Annotated in this window: 17 protein-coding genes; 6 read left to right on the forward strand and 11 right to left on the reverse strand. The window is 63.4% G+C overall.

From position 1 onward, the window contains the following. Nucleotides 1-39: 39 nt before the first annotated feature. The 4 genes from FIU90_RS02965 to FIU90_RS02980 all read right to left on the reverse strand — a co-directional run bounded on the left by FIU90_RS02965 (nucleotide 40) and on the right by FIU90_RS02980 (nucleotide 7,593). The gene (locus FIU90_RS02965) at nucleotides 40-4,725 is read right to left on the reverse strand and encodes an NAD-glutamate dehydrogenase domain-containing protein (protein ID WP_152433425.1); all 4,686 of its coding nucleotides are present in this window, start codon (nucleotides 4,723-4,725) and stop codon (nucleotides 40-42) included. 254 nt (nucleotides 4,726-4,979) lie between these two features. Continuing rightward, a complete protein-coding gene (locus FIU90_RS02970) occupies nucleotides 4,980-5,975 on the reverse strand; it encodes an LLM class flavin-dependent oxidoreductase (protein WP_152433426.1) in 996 nt (331 codons plus the stop codon). Next, nucleotides 5,972-6,847 (reverse strand): tetratricopeptide repeat protein, encoded by an 876-nt coding sequence (locus tag FIU90_RS02975; protein WP_234029605.1) that lies wholly within the window; start codon nucleotides 6,845-6,847, stop codon nucleotides 5,972-5,974. The genes FIU90_RS02970 and FIU90_RS02975 overlap by 4 nt, the downstream gene beginning before the upstream one ends. Nucleotides 6,848-6,861: 14 nt before the next feature. Continuing rightward, on the reverse strand, nucleotides 6,862-7,593 hold the full coding sequence (locus FIU90_RS02980; RefSeq protein WP_152433427.1) for an alpha/beta fold hydrolase: 732 nt from the start codon (nucleotides 7,591-7,593) through the stop codon (nucleotides 6,862-6,864). Between the two features lie 82 nt (nucleotides 7,594-7,675). Between FIU90_RS02980 and FIU90_RS02985 the strand changes: the two genes are divergently transcribed. Continuing rightward, entirely contained in the window at nucleotides 7,676-9,340 is a 1,665-nt protein-coding gene (locus FIU90_RS02985) for an alkaline phosphatase (RefSeq protein WP_152433429.1), read from the forward strand. A 9-nt stretch (nucleotides 9,341-9,349) separates the two neighbouring features. Here the strand turns inward: FIU90_RS02985 and FIU90_RS02990 are convergent, their stop codons facing one another. From FIU90_RS02990 to FIU90_RS15500, 4 genes are read right to left on the reverse strand one after another with little or no spacing between them, the layout of a single operon-like run. Continuing rightward, entirely contained in the window at nucleotides 9,350-9,541 is a 192-nt protein-coding gene (locus FIU90_RS02990; protein ID WP_152433430.1) for a helix-turn-helix transcriptional regulator, read from the reverse strand. After that, a complete protein-coding gene (locus FIU90_RS02995; RefSeq protein WP_152433431.1) occupies nucleotides 9,538-9,927 on the reverse strand; it encodes a hypothetical protein in 390 nt (129 codons plus the stop codon). The genes FIU90_RS02990 and FIU90_RS02995 overlap by 4 nt, the downstream gene beginning before the upstream one ends. After that, on the reverse strand, nucleotides 9,924-10,529 hold the full coding sequence (locus tag FIU90_RS03000) for a hypothetical protein (RefSeq protein ID WP_152433432.1): 606 nt from the start codon (nucleotides 10,527-10,529) through the stop codon (nucleotides 9,924-9,926). Before FIU90_RS03000 ends, FIU90_RS02995 begins: the two co-directional genes overlap by 4 nt. Continuing rightward, complete coding sequence (locus FIU90_RS15500) at nucleotides 10,526-10,702, reverse strand: hypothetical protein (protein WP_172970168.1); 177 nt, start codon at nucleotides 10,700-10,702, stop codon at nucleotides 10,526-10,528. The genes FIU90_RS03000 and FIU90_RS15500 overlap by 4 nt, the downstream gene beginning before the upstream one ends. 353 nt (nucleotides 10,703-11,055) lie before the next feature. Between FIU90_RS15500 and thrS the strand changes: the two genes are divergently transcribed. From thrS to FIU90_RS03015, 3 genes are read left to right on the forward strand one after another with little or no spacing between them, the layout of a single operon-like run. Continuing rightward, on the forward strand, nucleotides 11,056-13,056 hold the full coding sequence (gene thrS / locus FIU90_RS03005) for a threonine--tRNA ligase (RefSeq protein WP_152433433.1): 2,001 nt from the start codon (nucleotides 11,056-11,058) through the stop codon (nucleotides 13,054-13,056). Between the two features lie 3 nt (nucleotides 13,057-13,059). Continuing rightward, the gene (locus FIU90_RS03010) at nucleotides 13,060-13,803 is read left to right on the forward strand and encodes a sulfite exporter TauE/SafE family protein (RefSeq protein WP_152433434.1); all 744 of its coding nucleotides are present in this window, start codon (nucleotides 13,060-13,062) and stop codon (nucleotides 13,801-13,803) included. A gap of 12 nt (nucleotides 13,804-13,815) precedes the next feature. Beyond that, a complete protein-coding gene (locus tag FIU90_RS03015; RefSeq protein WP_152433435.1) occupies nucleotides 13,816-14,550 on the forward strand; it encodes a sulfite exporter TauE/SafE family protein in 735 nt (244 codons plus the stop codon). Here FIU90_RS03015 and FIU90_RS15775 read toward each other — a convergent pair. From FIU90_RS15775 to FIU90_RS03025, 3 genes are read right to left on the reverse strand one after another with little or no spacing between them, the layout of a single operon-like run. After that, nucleotides 14,547-14,681, reverse strand: coding sequence for a hypothetical protein (locus FIU90_RS15775; RefSeq protein WP_255478530.1), 135 nt, complete (start codon nucleotides 14,679-14,681; stop codon nucleotides 14,547-14,549). The genes FIU90_RS03015 and FIU90_RS15775 overlap by 4 nt on opposite strands. A 47-nt stretch (nucleotides 14,682-14,728) precedes the next feature. Then, nucleotides 14,729-15,709, reverse strand: coding sequence for an agmatine deiminase family protein (locus tag FIU90_RS03020; protein ID WP_152433436.1), 981 nt, complete (start codon nucleotides 15,707-15,709; stop codon nucleotides 14,729-14,731). Between the two features lie 32 nt (nucleotides 15,710-15,741). Then, complete coding sequence (locus FIU90_RS03025) at nucleotides 15,742-17,442, reverse strand: M28 family metallopeptidase (RefSeq protein WP_152433437.1); 1,701 nt, start codon at nucleotides 17,440-17,442, stop codon at nucleotides 15,742-15,744. 77 nt (nucleotides 17,443-17,519) lie between these two features. On the opposite strand from FIU90_RS03025, the gene glnE reads away from it, so the two are divergent. Both glnE and FIU90_RS03035 read left to right on the forward strand, forming a co-directional pair. After that, nucleotides 17,520-20,264, forward strand: coding sequence for a bifunctional [glutamate--ammonia ligase]-adenylyl-L-tyrosine phosphorylase/[glutamate--ammonia-ligase] adenylyltransferase (gene glnE / locus FIU90_RS03030; protein ID WP_152433438.1), 2,745 nt, complete (start codon nucleotides 17,520-17,522; stop codon nucleotides 20,262-20,264). Beyond that, nucleotides 20,261-20,734, forward strand: a complete 474-nt coding sequence (locus tag FIU90_RS03035) for a peroxiredoxin (protein WP_152433439.1) — start codon at nucleotides 20,261-20,263, stop codon at nucleotides 20,732-20,734. The genes glnE and FIU90_RS03035 overlap by 4 nt, the downstream gene beginning before the upstream one ends.

The raw sequence follows: 20,734 nt of genomic DNA on the forward strand, positions 1-20,734 counted from the left end.
CTCGCCGCAAAACGGGCCGAGGTCAAGCGTCAGTCGATCCTAGCGTTCGAGCAGGTTGCGTGCCTGGCTCGCGATCTGGGCGAGCACGGCAGGGGCGACCGGCGGGCGTTCCTGCGCGCGGGTGATCATATTGCGGAATTGTGCGACGGCCGCGGCATTCTTCTCCGCCCATTCGGCGATGGCTCTCTGGGGATCGTCCTTACCGGTCTTGCGCCGCATCAGGCGACGCAGGAATTCCAGCCGCATATGCTGGAAGTCGCGCGCAAGCCCATCGACGAGCAGCCGTTCCCAGATATCCGCGGGCGACATGTGTGCAGCCGTGCTCTGCGCCCAGTCGAGCCCGATCCGTTCGCCGATATCGGTAAAAGCCCTCGTAAGCTCCTTAGGATCGATGTGCGTCTGCAAGGCCAGTTGGGCGAGGCCGATGGAGCCATCGAAGTCAAACAGCTGCGCCACCCGTTCGGCGAGCGCTTCGGGGGCGCCCTGACCGGTGAAATGGTCGCGCAGGCTTTCGGAGCGTTCGCGGATTTCGTCCGAGACCAGTTCGTCGCGTCCCTCGCTGAGGCTTTTTACATTGCCCTTGAGGCTTTCTACCAGTTCTCCGGCTTCCACCTGACCGCTCGCAGTGCGCAATACGTCGGACATGAGGTTACCCACCGCCGCAGCCGTCCGGTCGAACAAGGTCAGTCGCGCGGTTTCGTTCATCCTCGCATTGTCGAGGTCGTTCCACAGTTCCCGGAGATCGAACAGTCTTTCCACGACGACAAAGGCCGCGGCAACGTCCGACAAGCCCACGCCTTCTTCTTCGGCCAGTTCAAATGCATGGACCAGGCCAATGCGGTTGACCATGCGGTTGGACAGATCGGTTGCGATCAGCTCTCGGCGCAGCCGGTGGGTCTTGATCTGGTGGGCGAACTTGGCCTGCATCGGGCGCGGGAACATGGCGATCAGCGAATCTTCGAGGATCGGATCGTCAGGCAGGCCGCTTGCCTCGATCGCGTCTTGCAAGGCGAGTTTCGAAGAGGATAGCAATATCGCAAGTTCGGGCCTCGTCAGGCCGCGTCCGTCGGCGGCGCGTCGGCTGAATGTGTCGCCGTCGGCGAGGCCTTCGGTCCGGCGGTCGAGATCGCCAAGGTCTTCGAGTTGCTCGATCAGGCGCACATAGGAAGCGGTCGCCGCCGGACCGGCAGCTTCGGCGATCGACAACGCGAGCGCCTGCAGGCGATTGTCTTCGAGCGCGATCTCGGCAACCTCGTCCGTCATCTTGGCGAGCAGGTTGTTGCGTTTCTTCTCGGTCAGCTTGCCTTCGCGGATTGCCGAAGCGAGCGCGATCTTGATGTTGACCTCGTTGTCCGAACAATCCACGCCGGCCGAGTTATCGATGAAATCCGTGTTGATCCGGCCGCCGTTAAGAGAGAATGCGATCCGCCCGGCCTGAGTGATCCCGAGATTGGCGCCTTCGCCGATGACCCTGGCACCGACGTCTGCCGCATCGACGCGCAGCGCGTCGTTGGCCGGGTCGCCGACTGCGATATGGCTTTCATGCGCGGCCTTGATATAGGTGCCGATCCCGCCGAACCAGAGCAGGTCGACCTCTGCCTTGAGGATCGCGGTGATCAGGGCATCGGGTTCGATTTCCTTTTCCGCGATACCGAGCATTTCGCGCGCGGTCTTGGAGAGCTTTATCCGTTTTAAATCGCGGGAATAGACCCCGCCCCCGCGCGAAATAAGGTCCTTGTTGTAATCCTCCCAGCTTGAACGCGGCAGGTCGAACAGGCGTTTCCTTTCCTTCCAGCTTGTCGCCGGGTCGGGGTCGGGATCGATGAAGATATGGCGATGGTCGAATGCTGCAACCAGCTTGATCGCTTTCGAAAGCAGCATGCCGTTGCCGAACACGTCGCCCGACATGTCACCGCAGCCCGCGACGCGGATGCTGTCGGTCTGGACGTCGATTCCCATTTCGAGAAAGTGACGCTGGACCGAAACCCACGCGCCGCGTGCGGTGATGCCCATCGCCTTGTGGTCGTAGCCGTTTGAGCCGCCGCTTGCGAAAGCATCGTCGAGCCAGAAGCCTTTTGCCTTCGCGATAGAGTTGGCTACGTCCGAGAAAGTCGCGGTGCCCTTGTCCGCGGCCACAACGAAATAGGGATCCTCGCCGTCATGCACGGCGACGTTTTCGGGATGGACGACTTTGCCATCGACGATGTTATCGGTGATCGACAGCAGGGTGCGGATGAACACCTCGTAGCTCGCGCGGCCCTCTGCTGCCCAGGCATCGCGATCGATCGCGGGAGAAGGGAGCTGCTTGGGATAGAAACCGCCTTTCGCGCCGTCAGGCACGATTACCGCGTTCTTGACGCGCTGCGCCTTCATCAGCCCGAGGATTTCGGTGCGGAAGTCGTCGCGGCGATCGGACCAGCGAAGCCCGCCGCGCGCGATTGGACCGCAGCGCAAATGGATACCCTCGACCCGGCGCGAATAGACGAAGATTTCGCGCCACGGCACGGGTTTGGGCAGGTTCGGGATTAAAGAGGAATCGATCTTGAATGCGAGCGCTTCGTGCGCTGCTGGCGCAAAGGCGTTGGTGCGCAGCACAGCGTCGATTACCGCGCGGTAGAGCCGCAGCAGGCGATCATCGTTGATTGCAGATACTTTCGACAGGCCGCGCGTATAGGCGCTTTTCGCGTTTGCTATCGCCTCGTCGCGATTGCCGCTGAAAGAGGGATCGTGACGGGCGACGAACAGGTCGATCATGGCACGGGTCACGCCCGGCGCGCGTCCCAGTGCATCGACCACCGTGTAGATCGTGAAACTCATGCCGGTCTGGCGGAGGTAGCGATAGATCGCGCGCAGCCAATTGGTCTCCTGCGCAGCCAGCCCGGTCCCGATTACGAGCCGGTTGAACGGATCGTCCTCGGCTCCGCCATTGAGCACCTCGGCTATTGCTGCCTCGATGGCATCGGCGCGTTCGAGCAGGTCGCCGGCGCTCTCGTTTTCGCGCAGGTCTAGCGTGAATTCATGGATCGTGCCGAGGGAGCCTTCGTCGAGCGCAATGGGGATTTCCTTGATCACCCGGAAACCGAAATTCTCGAGTGCCGGGACAGCGTCGGAAAGCGGAAGCGCGCCGGCTTTCTGGTAGATCTTGAGGCGCAGGCGATGCGTGGGATCCTTGCCAAGACAATAGAAGCGCACGCCGCGCTGGTGTTCGATATCGCTAGTGAGCGCGCGCAGTTCGATAATGTCGCGCGCGGCCTCCTCGGCATCGTAGCGGCCGCGATAGCCAAGCGGCATCGCGCCCGCGAAGCGTTCGGCCAGGGCCGCTGCGCGCGAATGCTCGATATGTTCGGCGAGATGCTTTTCGACGGCTTCGCCCCAACCGCGCAGCATATCCTGAAAATGCTCTTCGAGAACCGCCTCGTCGGGGATCTCCTTCGCGTCTCGGATGTCGAGGACGAATTGCAGCATGGCGAGCGTGCCGCCTTCGACTTCGAGGCTCCAATCGAGCAGCTCTACCCCTTCACCGGCCGTCAGCATGTCCTCGATCTGAAGGCGGGTCTGGGTGGAAAGCGTGTCGCGCGGGAGCCAGGCGAAAGCATAGATGTGGCGTCCCAGACGTGAGGTGATGAGCGCAAGACGCGGGCGCGGCCTGTCGACAAGGCTCATCATCGTCGTCGCGAGCCGCGCGATTGAGTCCTCGGGGAAACCAATCAGCAGATCGTTGGGCAGTGCCGTGAAAGCGTGCACAAGCGCCTTGCCGGCATGGCCGCCGGGATCGAATTTGAGGCACTTGGTGATCGAGGCGAGATCTGCGCGGAGTACCGGCACCTGCGACGGCGGGGTCGCCAGCGCGGCGCTGGTCCAGATACCGGCGTGTATCGAAAGCGACTCGACCTTGCCCGATCTTGCGTCGCGCAGTCCGACCATGAAGAGGTCCAGCGGAACGCGGCGATGCACCAGCGCAAGTCTGTTAGCCTTGATGACAAGAAGGTCGCGCTTCTCGCCTGTCCTGTCGCCTTCGTCGAACCATTTGAAAGCGCGCTCGAACGATGCCTCGGCGAGCACTTCACGGGTGCTCTTGCGGCAGATGCCGCGCATTTCGGATTGGCTGCCATCGCGCGTGCGCTTCACCGAGCCGAGCTGCGTCAGCATGCCGGTGTTGAGCCATTGCAGGAGCTCGCGCGACTCATCGTCCTCGATAAGGCGCGCATCTTCGGCCATCGCAGCCTGCATCCTGGGCCAGTCGCTAACCGCCGCTCGCACGTCACCGAGCGTGGTGCGCAGCGCCCGCTCAAGCTCGCGGCGCTGGCGCGCATCGGCGCGAGGAGTCTCGATGTAGATGAGCGATTCCTTCGCGCAATCCTCCGTATCGGGAGAACAGAACTCGGTGAGCTGACCTGCCTTGTCGCGCTTTACCCCGAGCACCGGGTGCACGAGCCGATCGATACTGAGACCCATTGCGGCGACCGTCGCGGCGATGGAATCGACCAGGAACGGCATGTCATCATTGACGATCGCGATCCTGAGGCACCGGCGTTTGCCCGATACAGACTCGATTGCGAGCGCCGAACGTTCCGGCTCACGGGCCTTCGCCGTATCGAGGACAAAGCGGGCCGTATCGCCGAGGAGCTTACCATCGAGGGGCGTATCTCCGGGGAGAATCGCAGCCTTGAGGTGCTTTTTCAGCGCCTTGAGCAGCGCGTCATCATTCGAAGGCTGGGCCGCCATGTTCCTGCTCCGGGTAATATTATTATGCCGGTGTGTTCTTATTGTGCCCTTGATACTCGCTTTTTACCGGGCGGTGCAAGCGTGATTAACATGCGCAACGCGCGGCCTACGTAAACTCTTTGATGGGTGTCTCGCCCTAGTCGGCTCTTCACGACCTTTAACAGGTTTGCGGTGAGGTTCCGGCCTGCTCCTGAGGGCAGATTCACCGCCCCGGTACCCTGCGACCCCCCGGGTTCGCCCGCACGAACAGGCCGCTATGCAGCGATGTGCGCGCTGCAGGCATCCATCGTCAGTTCGAGCGAGCGGACCCGGGCTTCGGGATCGTAGGTCGAACCGCAAAGGATTATCTCATCCGCTTTTGTCCGCTCGAGAAAGGCATCGATCGAATTGCGCACCGTGTCCGGCGCTCCAACCGCTGCCGCCTGTCCGAGGTGGTCGAGCATGGCGCGATGCGGCGCCGGCAGGGTCGAAAGGTAATTCTCGATTGGAGGGGGGAGTTTGCCCGGCTTGCCCGTGCGCAGGGCGACGAATGCCTGTTGCTGGCTCGAAGCGAGCGTCTCGGCCTGTTCGTCGGTTTCGGCGGCGAAAACATTCATCGCGACCATCACATGCGGTTTGGACAGGCTATTCGATGGCTGGAAATCGCGGCGATAGAGCTCGAGCGCGGTGTCGAGATGGTCGGGCGCGAAATGGGCGGCGAACGCATAGGGCATGCCGAGTTTCGCGGCGAGCTGCGCGCCGAACAGGCTCGATCCCAGCATCCACAATTCGACTTTCGCCCCTAACCCCGGCGTTGCCTTGACAGGCAGATCGATGTCTCCGGTAAGCAGCGCCCGCAGTTCGACCACATCCTGCGGGAAATACTCCGACGCCTGGTGGAGGTCCTTGCGCAGCGCGCGCTGCAATTCCGGCCCCGCTCCCGGCGCGCGGCCTAGTCCGAGGTCGACGCGGCCGGGGAACAGCGCATCAAGCGTCCCGAACTGCTCGGCGATCTGGAACGGCGTATGATTGGGCAGCATGATCCCGCCCGAACCGATGCGGATCGTGCTGGTCGCGTTGCCGATATGCGCGAGCACCACCGAAGTCGCGCCGCCCGCGATACCCTCCATTGCGTGATGCTCGGCAACCCAGAACCGTGTGCACCCGACGCGCTCGGCGGCCCGCGCCAGATCTACGCTTGCCGCAAGCGCCTCGGAAACCGTGCCGCCCTCGCGCACCGGGACGAGATCGAGGACGGAGAATTGGGTCATGGCGTTGGAGCTTCTTCCGCTTTGGGTCCGAGCTGCTCGAGATAACCCCTTGCGGTCTGCGCCGCCAGACTGTCTGGCTGCGTCGCGATCACCGATTCCCAGCTCTGGCGCGCAGCGTCCTCCCGGCCCGAAAGGACTGCGATCACGCCGGCCTCCAACCCGATATCGACGTCTAGCGGGGCGAGGCGCGCGGCCTGCTCGATCGCCTCCTGCGCATCGTCCAGCCGGTCGAGTCGCCGGAACAAGGTAGCGGTGAGCAGCCAGCCTTCGGCCTTGTTGGGCTCCAGACGTGTCGCGTCCGAGAGCGCCAGAATGGCATCGTGCGGCTTCTGGAGCGCGACAAGCGCGCGCGCCCGATCGAGCGCTGCGATCGCTTCGAGCGTCGCGGAGGCGGCGCTTTTGGCATCGGCCTGCGCCTGTTCGAGAAGGGTCACTGCCGCCTCTGCATCGCCTCCGCCAAGCGCGGCATTACCCGCCATCGTGCCGAAGCGAGCCCGGGTGCTGAGCTCTTTCGGGGGAGTTTCGTCTCGTGCCGCGAGAAAGGCTGTTCTGGCATCGTCCCACAGGCCAAGCTCGGTTGCAGCAAGGCCGAGGCAATGGTTGGCGATCACTCGATCCGTGCCCGCGGTCGATCCGCGCCTGATCTGTGCCAGCGTATGTGCGCGGGCCGGGTCTTCCGGCAGAAGATCCAGGCATTCGGATAGCCACTTGCTCGTCGGGTTGGTGGGTGCCTCGATCGCATTCTCGCGTGGCGGTCGGTTGACGAGTTCATCGGGTACCCCGAGCGTATCCGTGGCCGAGGGGTTGGGCCCGACCTGGAGCATCGCGGGGAGCGTCGACGGGAGAAGGGCTGCAAGAAGGAGGGTGGACATGGGGGAAGGTTCCGTCAGTAAAAGCTCGCGACCGTGCGCTTGAGCAACGCGATGTCTTCGTCGCGCGATAGGCGGTGGTCTCCGTCCTTTACCAGTGTCACCTGTACCGCGTCCGAACGCAGCGCCTCGGCAAGGCGCAGGCTGGTTTCCCAGGGCACGTCGGTATCGCACTGGCCGTGCAGCAGCCGGGTCGGACAGTCGATCGCGATCTCGCCGTGGAGGCGCAATTGCGCTTCGCCATCGGCAAAAAACTCCGGATGGGTGGGCGTGGGTTCGGGGCCGTAGGGATTGTCCTCGTACACGGTCTCGCCCGCCGCGAGCTTTGCGCGCTGCTCTTCGGAATAGCCCCAGCGCGTAAAATCGGGCGCGGCAGCGATCCCGACCATTGCCGCAAGCCGTTCGCCCAGCTTCTCGGCAACCAGCAGCATCAGCCATCCGCCCATCGACGAGCCGACCAGCAGGACCGGACCATCGATCCGCGCTTGGATGAGCGCGAGCACTTCGTCGCGCCATTTCGATAGAGTGCCGTCCGCGAAATCGCCTTCGCTCTCCCCGCAGCCTGAATAATCGAGCAGCAGGCATCCGCGCCCCTTTTCGCGCGCTTCGGTAAACAGCGCCGTCGCTTTTCCGCCGGCCATGTCGGACATGTAGCCGGGCAGGAAAACGAGCGTCGGGCCGTCGCCGCGCACATGGCGATAGGCGATGCGGCGGCCATCGGGCGTTGCGTGATGCTTTGTATCAAACATGGCCGCCCTTCTGGCCGCTTCGCTGCCACGCTTGCAAGTCTTGTCATTGCTTCGCCGCAAGCGAGGCGTATGGTCCCTCGCCATGATCAAGAACGACCCGGCTGAAATGCCCGCCCGCCCAATCGGATCCGTCACCCGCCGCGGTCTCTTCTCGCTCGCCGGAGCCTCGGCGGCACTCGCGGCGAGCCCGTCGGTCGCGCGCACATTCGGCAGCGGCTTTACCCACGGCGTTGCAAGCGGGGAGCCGCATTCGGACAATGTCCTGTTATGGACGCGCTATGTCGGCGAGGCGGAGACGACGCTCGATTGGCAGGTGAGCGAGAGCGCGGATTTCGCGTCGACAGTCTCTGAAGGAAGTGTGATCGCATCGCCGAACCGCGATTGGTGCGCGAAGGCGATCGCAAACGGCCTCACGCCGGACCGCTGGTATTTCTACCGCTTCGTCGCGCCAGACGGGACGATGTCGGACACCGGACGCACTCGCACGCTTCCCGATGGGTCGACCGAAAGCTTCAGTCTCGCGGTCTTCTCGTGCTCCAATCTCGGCTTCGGCTGGTTCAATGCCTATGGCCACGCGGCCGAAGCGAACGATTGCGACCTCGCGCTCCATCTTGGCGACTATATCTATGAGTACGGCGCTGGGACCTATCCGTCCGAAGATCAAGCGCTTCCGATGCGCGGACTCAATCCCGATAGCGAGATTGTAGCGCTCGCCGACTATCGCCTGCGTTACGCCACCTACCGCGCCGACCCGGATCTCAGGCGCCTTCACCAGGTCATGCCGATGATCAGCGTGTGGGACGACCATGAAAGTGCCAATGACAGCTGGAAGGAAGGAGCGCAGAACCACCAGCCCGAAACCGAAGGCGAGTGGGAGGTACGCAAGGCTGCCGCCAAGCGGGTTTACCGCGAATGGATGCCGGTGTCGGACGAGCCCTATGCCACCTACGATATCGGCGATCTGGCGACCCTGTTCAGGCTCGATACGCGGCTCGAAGGGCGCGAAGAGCAATTCAGTCTCGCCAAAATCCTCGACGGTGCGACCACTCCGGAAGAGGCCGCCGCTTCGCTTATAGCCTTCCGCGACGGCGATTGGACCAATGCCGATCGGCAATTGCTCGGCGCAGCGCAGGAGCAATGGCTGGCTGATGGGCTTGCCGCCTCGAGCGCGCGCGGCGTCAAATGGCAGGTGCTGGTGCAACAGGTGCTGATGGGCAACCTCAAGACCCCGCCCAGCATTATCAGCGCGATCAGCGACGACATGCCCGAATTCGTGCGCCAACGCCTGCTCGCCGCCGCGCTTGCGAGTTCGGCGGGACTGCCCGCAAACATGGATGCTTGGGACGGCTATCCTGCCGCGCGCGAGCGGGTGCTTAAGTCCGCGCTCGAAGCCGATGCCAACCTGCTCGTGCTCGCAGGCGACACGCATAATGGCTGGGCGTTCGAGCTTGATCACGACGGAACGAAAGCGGGCGTCGAGTTTGGAGTGCCGGGCACGACATCGCCCGGCCTTGAAAACTCGCTTCGCTCGATCCCACCTGCGGATTTCGCGCGCTCGGTGGTGCAGGCGAACGAGGGCCTCAAATGGGCCGACACCTCGCAACGCGGCTATATGGCGGTCGAGCTCAAACCCGAATGCGCGACGACCGAATTCCGCTTTGTCGACACCATCAAGACGCGCTCGACCCGCCTTGCCGGGACAAAGCGGGTCGAGGGTGCAGCCGGAACGCACCGGCTGGAAGTTTAGCCGTCCGGCTCAATCGCGGCTGAATATCTCCTCGATCGGCAGGCCGAACACATCCGCGATCTTGAAGGCGAGCGGGAGCGAGGGATCGTAACGGCCTTTTTCGATCGCGTTGACGCTCTGGCGGCTGACCTCGAGCCGTTCGGCGAGATCCTGCTGCGACCAGTCGCGCTCCGCGCGCAGCACCTTGAGGCGGTTCTTCATGCGCGCCACCGCACGATCGGCGCCGCCAGGCCGAACATCGCGATCCAGATGGCCCCAACCCATTGCGGCCCGGTAGTCACGACATCGTAGACCTCAAGAAAATTCCAGATCGTGACAATCACGAGCGTGGCCGCCGTTCCCGCCAGAACCTGTTTGACCAACAGGAAGCGCTGGTATTCGTCATCGCATTCGACCAGCACCCTGAACAGCGCCCAGAACACCCCGCAGATCGGAAGCGCGGTTGCGAACGCGAGAGCGATCCGCAGCGAAGAGGACAACTCGTATGATTTTTCCAGCGTCAGCCCGGCAGTCAGGATCGCGACATAGGCTGTCATGAAGCCGATTATGCGCCAAGTATAGGCTTTCATATATCCGGGCGTGCTCATCGGATCTCTCCATAAGTGCCGTATTTGATCTTGTTGGCGATGCCGCCGATTCCGATTCCGATGCACCACAGGGTCGGCCACCAGAATGCGGCGACCGGATCGACCTGACCGTAGGTTTCAAGGAAGCCCCAGACCGCCGCCATGGTGAAGGCGACACCGGTGGCGATCAGCCCCTGGCGGACATAGAGCAGGCGGAAAAACTCGTCCTTCTCCTCGACGATCAGCGCGCCGAAGATCCAGATCACCCCGGCAAAGGAAAGGCCGGGCAAGAGCGCGAGCAAAAAGGCGAGCGGGCCGGTGAGGCCGCGATCCTCGATCAGGTTTTCGGCGAGGAACAGGGTGATGAGGTAGAACGCCATGACGAGCGCCATGCGGGTAAGGTAACGCTGGCTCGCCTTGCCCTTGGACTGGCGCAGCGTCTTCACGAACGCGAACACCATCAGCGCCGTCGGGATCACGGCAAGGACATAGGCGGTGGTGATATCGATCGCGTCCGACTTCCACAGGAACAATACGCCGAGCGCGCCGAGGACGGATGAGGCGGCGGCAATCAGGCAGGCCCGGCCCTGATGCGCGGCGTCGCTTTCGGCTCTGCCGTTCATGACGCGCTCTTTCTGGCGCACATTCCGCCCGGGCTCAGCGATGCCCAAGCGGCGCCGGTCAAACCGAGCACGACGACGAAACTCGTCTTGTCGCTGAGGCCGTTGGTGCTGGCGATGAGGGCGGCGGCGAGGATCGCCCCGGCCCAGACCAGCGAGTGTAGAATCCGTGACATAAGGAAAGCTCCCTTTCAACTATGGAAAGGAGGCTTGTCATAGATTCGGTTGAATGTCAAGCAAACTTTCCAAAAAGGAGCGAGTGCTTTCCGTTTCGGACCACCCGCACTCCGGTAATGACATCGCAACCCGGCTCGCTTATATGTCCCGCTATGGCCAAGCTGCTGACCATCACCACAACGACTACCACCTCGGATATCCGGGGGCGGTCGCTGTTGGTCTAGTCCGACGCTGCCGCCACCCGGCTTCGGGTGGCGCGGTGTCCTCCCGAAATCGTCCACTGAACAAACACCGCCCTTCCGGTGCGCGCCCGCATGTTCTAGGGCGCGCGGCAAACGAATTTGGAAAGACGATGACCGAACTCTTGAAGATCAGCCTTCCCGATGGATCGGTGCGCGAGATGGAAGCCGGATCGACTCCCGCCGACGTCGCGGCCGCGATCGGCCCTGGCCTTGCCAAGGCCGCGCTCGCCGCGCGTGTGAACGGCGAAGTGCGCGATATCAATCGGCCTTTCGAAGGCGACGCCAGACTCGAACTCATCACTTCGAAGGACGAGAAGGAAGCGCTCGAACTGGCGCGTCACGATTACGCCCACGTCCTCGCCGAAGCGGTGCAGGCGCTGTGGCCGGGAACCCAGATCACCTTCGGTCCCGCGACCGACGACGGCTTCTACTACGACGTGATGGCCCCGCCTTCGCGCGAGCCCTTCAGCATGGACGATCTGCCCGCGATCGAGGAAAAGATGCGCGAGATCATCAGGTCGGACAAGCCGCTGCGCCGCGAGGTCTGGACCCGCGAACAGCTGATCGAGAAATGGGAAAAGGAAGGCGAGACCTTCAAGGCCGAATGGGCGAGGGAGTTGCCCGAGGACGAGGAGCTGACGGTCTACTGGTCGGGCGATGACTGGCTCGACATGTGCCGCGGGCCGCACCTATCCAGCACCGGCAAGCTCGATCCCGATGCCTTCAAGCTGATGCGGGTTGCAGGCGCCTATTGGCGCGGCGACCAGAAAAACGCGCAGCTCACCCGCATCTATGGCACCGGCTGGCTCAACAAGAAGCAGTTGAAAGCCCACCTCCACCGGCTGGAGGAGGCGGCCAAGCGCGATCATCGCAAGCTCGGGCGCGAGATGGACCTGTTCCACCTCCAGGAAGAGGCGCACGGGAGCGTTTTCTGGCACCCCAAGGGCTATCGCATCTGGCGCGAGCTCGAGGCCTATATGCGCCGCAAGATGGACGGCGGCGGATATCGCGAGATCAAGACCCCACAGGTGATGGATGCGCGCCAGTGGGAGCAATCCGGCCATTGGGGCAAATACCGCGAAAACATGTTCGTGATCCCCGACGAGGTGCCCAACACCGAGGACGATGGCCCGGTCATCAGCGGCGAGGCCGACTGGATGGCGCTGAAGCCGATGAACTGCCCCGCGCACGTCCTCGTCTTCAAGCAGGGCATCACCTCCTATCGCGACCTGCCGATCCGGCTGGGCGAAATGGGTTGCTGCCACCGCAACGAACCGCACGGCGCGCTTCACGGCCTTATGCGCGTCCGCCAGTTCACGCAGGACGATGCGCATATCTTCTGCACCGAGGAGCAGGTGGTCGAGGAGGTGCGCAGGTTCTGCGAGCTTGCCGACGGGGTCTACAAGGATTTCGGCTTCAAATACGAAATCAAGCTCGCCCTGCGGCCCGAGCAGCGGTTCGGCCCCGATGCGGATTGGGACAAGGCCGAGCAGGAACTGCGCGACGCGGTGATCGAGGCCGGCATGGCGACCGAGGAATTCGGCTGGGAAGAACTGCCGGGCGAAGGCGCGTTCTATGCGCCCAAGCTCGAATGGCATCTCACCGATGCGATCGGGCGCACCTGGCAGGTCGGCACGATCCAGTCCGACCGCGTGCTGCCCGAACGGCTCGACGCGACCTATATCGGCGAGGATGGCGAAAAGCACCGCCCGGTCATGCTGCACCGCGCGATCTTCGGCTCCTACGAGCGTTTCATCGGTATCCTGATCGAACATTATGCGGGGCGTCTGCCGGTCTGGCTCGCGCCGGTCCAGGCAGTGGTCGCGCCGATCGTCTCGGATGTCGATGGCTATGCCCAGGAGGTCGAGGCGAAACTCGCTGCGGCGGGCATCCGTGTGACCTCGGACCTTCGCAACGAGAAGATCAATTACAAGATCCGCGAACACTCGCTTGCGAAAGTCCCGCACCTGCTTGTGGTCGGCAAACGCGAGGCCGAGGACGGCACTGTCGCGATCCGCACTCTGGGCGAAAAGGACCAGCGGGTGATGAGCGTGGACGAGGCGCTTGCCATGCTGACCGCCGAGGCGACCCCGCCCGACTTGCGGGGCTGATACTTGGAATTCCTCGCAGGGTTCAGCGCGGTGCAGATCGCGGTCGCGGTTGCGGCCACGCTCGGTGCGGCGTTCATCCGGGGGCTGACGGGCTTCGGCTTCGGTATCTTGCTGGTGCCGATTCTCGCGCTCGCCCTCACCCCGGTCGAGGCGGTGCTGGCGATCAACATAATGGCAGGATTGCTCGCGCTGACCGAAATCAGGTTGATCCTGCGCGAGGCTGAAAAGAGCGCGCTGACGATCAGTATATGGGTGGCGATCGGCACTGCGCCGGGTCTGATGCTGCTTGCTGCAACGCCGCCAGGACTGGCCCGTTTTCTGATCGCCCTCGTCGCGCTTTCCGCCTTTATCGCCGTGCTTTTGCCGAGGCACGGCCCGGCGCAACCGGGTACGGTCACGACCACGGCGGTCGGATTGTCGGCGGGTCTGCTCACCGGCTTCGCCGCCATGCCCGGGCCGCCGGTCGTGCCTTATTATGTCGGGCGCGACATTCCGCGTACCACCGCCAAGGCATCCATGATCGGGATTTTCGGCGTCGCCGCGGCCGCGGGTGTTGCGTCGGGGACTGCCATCGGCGTGCTCGAATGGCGGATCGTCTGGCTTGGCCTGGCGCTCTTCCCGCTGGTGCTCTTTGGCAACTGGCTCGGGTCGCTCGCCTTCGGGAAGGTGAGCGACGCGCTGTGGCGCAGCTTTGTCGGTGTCGTGCTTGCGGCAGCGGCCATCGCGGCGCTGGTCAAACTGGTCTAGGGCACGCAGGCGATGTTCGGGTTTTCGGCTGAAGTCATTATCGTGGCAATTCTTGCAGCACTTGCAGCCGGCTTCGTACGCGGGCTTGCAGGCTTTGGCTTGTCGGTCGTGCTCGTCCCCGTGCTGCAACTCGAAATCGCACCGCAAGCCGCGGTTTTGGTGGGGATCGTGTCGCTGTTCCTCATCGGCCTCACCGATATCGGGCGGATCCGCCGCGACGCGGACAGGAGCGCAGTCCCGCTGACGCTGATCGCGCTCGCCTGCATGCCGCTCGGGCTTTGGGCACTCATCGCGCTCCCCGCCGATTGGGCGCGCTTCCTGATCGCGCTGGTTTCGCTTGGAGCCTTCGTTCTCGTCGTGGTGCCGCTCGGCAAGGTTACGATGCCGCGCAAACCGGCGCTTGCAATCTCGGGCTTCGCAACCGGATTTTTCGGCGGGTTCGCAGGGATGCCGGGGCCGGGCATGGCACCGTTCTATCTTCGGGGAAAGCTCGATCCGAGACAGGCGCGCGCCTCGATGATGGCGATCTTCCTTATCCTCACCCCGCTATCGGCGATCTTTTTCCTGGCGCTCGGAGTTGGCAGCTGGCGCGAGGTGGCGCTCGCGGCGGCCTTGTTCCCGGCGGTGCTGATCGGAGACTGGTTTGGCCACCGCGCTTTCGGGCGCGTAACCGCCACGCAATGGCAGGTCGCGACCGCTCTCGTGCTGGGCGGTGCGGCGGTCGGAGCGCTCGCGAAACTCGTTTAGTAGGGGAGTGGCTGTCCGGCGAGGATCAACGCTGCGGCGCAGCCGAGCACGATTGCCGAACGCAGGATTTCCGCCTGCCGCGTCTGCGCGGTCTCAAGAGCGGTCTTCGAAAGGGCAATGGCCTTGATCATGTCCGCCAGTTTCGCGGCAAAATCCTAATCAGGTCTTAACGCGGCGCTCAGTTCGCTCGGGGCATTTGCTGGCTGGCGCAGTGAAATCCGCCGCCGCCTGCAAGCACCGCGTCTGCGGCAAGGCCGACCGTTTCCCGGTCGGGGAAGAGCGCGGCGATCGCCTCTACGCCCCTCTCATCATGTGGCGATCCGAAGGTCGGGACCACGACAAGGTTGGTCGTGATCGCGAAATTGACATAGCTCGCCGGTTCGATCCGGCCTTCGCGCTCGATCAATCCCGGCGAGGGAATGCGCTCCACATCGAGCCCAAAGTCCGATGCGCGCCGGGCCGCGTCCTCGTAGATGGAAGAATTGGGATCTTCCGGGCCGCTCGGTTCGGGCACGACCAGCCTTCCGGGAGCCACGAAACGCGCAAGGTTGTCGACATGGCCGTCGGTATGGTCGTTCACGAGCCCGTCGCCGAGCCAGAGCACGCGGGTGAAACCGAGCGTTCGGGCAAGTTCGGCTTCGATCTCCTCGCGGGTCATGTCGGGATTGCGGTTGGGGTTGAGCAGGCACTGCTCGGTCGTCGCGACAAGACCGGTCCCGTCGCCATCGAGTGCGCCGCCTTCGAGCACCATCGGCGATGTCTCGAGCGGCAGGCCTAGGCCCTGCGCAAGCTCGGCCCCGATCGCCTCGTCGCCCGGCATCTCGTATCTTCCGCCCCAGCCATTGAAGCCGAAACGGCGCGCCGCACGAATGCCGTTTTCCTCGACAACCAGCGGCCCGGTATCCCGCAGCCAGATATCGCCGTAGACCCGCCTCTCGAGCGTCACCTTGCCACTGACAAGTTCACGCGCCCGCGCTTCGTTCGCCTCGTCGCGGACCAGCAGGCGCACGTCCTGACCGCTCTCGGCAACCGCGTTCGCAAAGGCCGCGATCTGCTCCTGCGCGCGATCGAGATAGCCCGGCCATTCCTCGGCCAGATGCGGAAAGCCGATCCACAGCCAGTCCTGCGGTGCCCATTCAGGGGGCATGAGGACGGCCATGGATCGGATCCCGTTTCGTCGTGCGCGCGGGCTCAGCAGCCGGTTTCGGAGCTGGCGCAGCTTTCATCGCGGGTGGCGCGGAATTCGTCGCCCTCGTTCCAGTTCGGCCAGCTCGTGCTTTCCGCCATCATCCGGCCGATGCGATAGAACAGCTGGAGATCCTGCATCACACCCGACCAGTCCCAGTTCTCGTCGAACTCGTCCTTGGGCCCGTGGTAGCGGTTCGTGCGATAATCGTCCGCGATCGCCTTGCCGGCTTCACGCCCGCCTTCGACGAGGTCTTCGCCCCCGTCGACATAAAGCATGGGCACGCCCTGCTTGGCGAAAGCGAAGTGGTCCGAACGATAGTAGTATCCGGCTTCTGGATTAGGGTTAGGTGTTGGAACCCGCCCGTCGGCCGCTAGCGCGGCATTGAGGAACGCGTCGAGCTCCGACTTGCCCGGACCGACTACCGTCACGTCCTTGGAAGGACCGGCGACGAGAAAGGCATCCATGTTGATGCCGCCAACCGTCTGATCGAGCGGGAAGACCGGATTCGATGCGTAGTAATACGCACCGAGCAGGCCCGATTCCTCTGCAGTGACCGCAAGAAAGACGAGGCTGCGACGGGGCGGGCCTGCCTTTGCGTGCGCTTCGGCAAGGGCAACGAGAGCGGCAGTACCGGTCGCATTGTCGACCGCACCATTGCAGATATCGTCACCATCGGGCGCGGGCTTGCAGCGACCGAGGTGGTCCCAGTGCGCGGTGTGGATGACATATTCGTCGGGCGCTTCGCTACCCGGCAGGATGCCGATCACGTTCTGCGACGAGAATGTGCGGATATCGTTTTCAAAGCTGGTCGAAGCCTTGAGCCCGAGATCGACCGCCTTGAACCCCTGTTTCTTGGCGGCGGACGAAAGGGCATCGAGATCCTGACCTGCGGCGGCAAGAATTTCACGCGCCACATTCTTTTGCACCCAGCCGTTCACATTGGTCATCGGCGGAGGATTGTCACCGCGTGCAGGGTAGGCCTGCGGGCCCGACCATGAGCTTTCGACGACGTTCCAGCGATAGCTCGCGGGTTCGGTGTCGTGGACGATCAGCGCACCTGCCGCGCCCTGGCGCGCGGCTTCCTCGTACTTGTAGGTCCAGCGGCCGTAATAGGTCATCGCCTTGCCGTTGAAGGTGCCTTCGAGATCCTCGCTTTCCCAGTCCGGATCGTTGACAAGGATCACCACCGTTTTGCCGGTGACGTCGACGCCTTCATAATCGTTCCAGCCGCGTTCGGGCGCATTGATTCCGTAACCGACGAATACGAGTTCACTGTTGGCCAGCTGCGTGGAGGCGTCTTCGCGATAGGTCACGCCGACCCATTCGCTGCCAAAATCGTAGACGAGATCAGTCTCGCCATCGGTGATGGTGAGCGGGGCGAAGTTCTTGCCGGTGATCTCCACCAGAGGCACTTCCTGCACCCAGCTATCGCCATTGCCCGGCTGCAGCCCGGCGGCCTCGAAGCGTTCGGTGAGCAACGCGACGGTCAGTTCCTCGCCTTTCGTGCCAGGCATCCGGCCTTCGAATTCATCACTCGAAAGCTGGCGGGTGATGTCTTTCATCGTGTCTACGGAAAGCTCGCCCGGTTCGACTTCGGGAATATCGAGCTCGGGTGCGTCGCTGCCGCCCGGCATCATATCGCATGATGCAAGGGCGAGCGCGCCTGCGAGAAGGCCGGAAAGGCCGATCGCGCGTTTAATCATCGAAGGTGGTCCTCTCATCCAGTAATCTGATGGCGCTTCTCTTGCAGAGCGGCGGGGGCACTGCAAGAGAAGCAAATATGAGCAGCGAGGCGATGGCGGACTGGCATGGGGCACTGGAGCGCGCCGAGGCGCATTCGCCCTTCCTCAAGCGCGCGCTCGAAAGGCAGCCGGGTCTCCGCGATCTCTTGGCGGCGGGCGATGGGGAGGCGGCGCTTCAATGGTCGCGCAAGCAGGGCGAGTGCGAAGACGTGATGGTTGCCCTCAGGCGTGAGCGGCAGGCGCTTGCTGCGGCAGTCGCGATCGGCGACCTTGCGGGCGCATTCCCGCTATCCAGGGTGGTGCAAGAACTCAGCAACTTCGCGGACCGCGCGCTCGACCGGGCGATCCGCGCTGCGATCGAGGAGCGTACGGGCAAAGACGACCCGACCGGTTTCATCGCGCTGGCGCTCGGCAAGCAAGGGGCGCACGAACTCAACTATTCCTCGGACATCGACCCCATCCTGCTGTTTGACCCCGAGACGCTCAGCAGGCGCGAAACCGACGACCCGGGCGATGCAGCGCAGCGATATGCGAGGCGCGTGGTCAAGCTGCTCGGTGAGAACACGGCAGATGGGTACGTGCTGCGCGTCGACCTCAGGCTGCGTCCGGCGAGCGAGATCAGCCCGCTTGCCGTGCCCTATGGTTCGGCGCTGAAGCATTATCAGGGCGAAGCGCTTGCATGGGAGCGGGCGGCCTATGTCCGCGCACGCGCGGCGGCTGGCGATATCGGGCGCGGCCGCGAATTCCTCGAAGCGATTCGCCCTTTCATCTGGCGACGCGATCTCGACTTCGGAGCGATCGAGGAAATCCGCGAGCTCACCCGGCGGATTCGCGAAAGCTACAAGGGGCCGCCCCACCCGGGCCCCGGCTTCGATTTGAAGCGCGGACGCGGCGGCATTCGGGAAATCGAATTCTACGCGCAGACCCACCAGCTGATCCATGGCGGGCGAGACCAGAGCCTGCGTGTGCGCGGGACGCGCGAGGCGCTTGACGCGCTGGCTGCGGCGGGCCGGATTGAGCCGGAGCACGCGGCGATCCTTGGCGAAGGCTATGATCGCCTGCGGCAGGTGGAACACCGTTTGCAGATGGTACACGATCGGCAGACCCACACATTGCCCGAACCGAATGCGCTCGATAATGTCGCGCAGCTCGACGGCTTGGCCGATAGCGCGGCATTGGTCGACGAGCTGGCCGAATTGTCGGAACGCTGCGGGACCATTTATGAGCAGCTGATTGGCGAGCGCGACAAAAGCGATGTCGCAATTTCTCAGCCGGAAAAGATGGCGGACACGCTCTCAGAAAAAGGGTTTGCCGAACCCGACCGTCTGGCTGAACGGATTGCAGGATGGCGTGACGGTCGTTTCCAGTCGCTGCGCTCCGCGCAGGCGATCGAGGCGTTCGACCGGCTGCTCCCAGCGCTTATCGATGCGATTGCCGCGAGCGACGATCCCGATCGCGCCGTCGTACGCTGGGAGGCGATTCTCGAACGCGCGCCCTCCGCAATCACGCTCTTTCGCCTGCTCGATGCGCGACCCGCCCTGCTCGACCGGCTGGTAGCGACGCTCACCCTAACCCCAAGACTTTCTGACGAACTCGCGCGGCGCCCCGAATTGCTTGATACTTTGCTCGACCGCGAGGCGCTCGAGCTACCGGGGTCGGTTGAAGAGATCATCGCGCGGATCGAAGCTGCGGCAGAGCGCCCTGACTACGAAGCCACGCTCGATGCGATCCGGGTGGTCACGGGAGAAATACGCTTCGCGCTCGGCGTACAGCTTATAGAAGGACTGTCCGACCCGCTGGACATTGCCGCCGCCCTCTCGCGCACCGCCGAAGCGGGGCTGCAGGTGGCAGTGCGTGAAACCGAGAAGGAATTCGCAACCGCGCATGGACGCATCGAAGGGAGCGAACTGCTCGTTCTCGGCCTGGGGCGGCTGGGAGGTGGAGCGCTGACCCACGCGTCCGACCTCGACATCGTATACCTCTTCACCGGTGATTTCTCCGCCCAGTCGGACGGCAGGCGCCCGTTGGGCGGGACGCATTACTTCAATCGTCTCGCCAGCCGCGTCAGCGCCGCATTGTCGGTGCCAACCGCGCAGGGCGCGCTGTACGAAGTCGACACGAGATTAAGGCCGCAAGGCGTGCAAGGCCCGCTCGCGGTCAGCTGTGAAGCCTTTGCCAAATATCAGGAGGAAAAAGCCTGGACATGGGAGCATATGGCGCTTGCGCGCTCGCGGGTGCTCGTGGGGTCGCAAGGCGCGCGCGCAGATCTCAAAGCCATCGTCGACAGCGTGGTGCGAAAGCCGCGCGACGAGGAGAAGCTCCGCAAGGCTGTAACCTCGATGCGTGCCGAGATGGCCGAGCACAAGCAACCCGGTGGCCCACTCGACGTGAAACTGCTGCGCGGCGGGCTCGTCGATTTCGAGTTCATCATTCACTTCCTGCAATTACGCGGTGGTCGAGAGCTTGCCGCCTCGCACGTCGAAGCCTTCGATCCCGACCTTGGCGCGGCGATTCCGGGCCTTATCGCAGCGGGGCTTCTCCCGGCGGAGATCGCTTCGGCTTACGACCTGATGACACGAATGCTGGTCGCCGGAAGGCTGCTTGCGCCCAAGGTCGAACAGCCACCCGAGAGCGCGGCCCGGGCGCTTGCGAAGGCGTGCGGCGAGAAGACCTTCGATGACCTCTTGCATCGCCTTACCAATGCGCGGCAAAGCGTCATGGTCTTGTGGAGCAACATCCTCGGCGAACGGATCGAGGACGAAAAACCGGAAGGAAAGCAATGAGCGACGCACCAGCAGCTGGCGACATGATGCCCGATATCGCCATGGAATCCCCCGACGGCGGATCGGTTAGACCATCCGACTTCAGGGGCAATAAGCTCGTCATATTCTTCTATCCGAAGGACAACACGCCCGGCTGCACGACCGAGGCGAAGGACTTCACTGCGCTGAAGCCGGAATTCGACAAGGCCGGCGTCGAACTGCTCGGTGTGAGCAAGGACAGCGCGAAGAAACACCAGAATTTTATCGCCAAGCACGATCTCAAGACCCCGCTCGCGACCGATGCGGAGGAAGGCGGGCTGTCCGATGCGCTCGGCATCTGGACCGAGAAGAAGATGTACGGGAAAACCTATATGGGCATGGTCCGCACTACATATCTTGTCGACGAGGATGGCAGGATCGCGCAGGTCTGGAACAAGGTGAAGGTGAAAGGACACGCCGAAGAAGTGCTCGAGGCCGCAAAGGCGCTCTGA

Origin of the sequence: Erythrobacter sp. THAF29, from assembly GCF_009363635.1 — a bacterium.
Taxonomy (GTDB): Bacteria; Pseudomonadota; Alphaproteobacteria; order Sphingomonadales; family Sphingomonadaceae; genus Erythrobacter.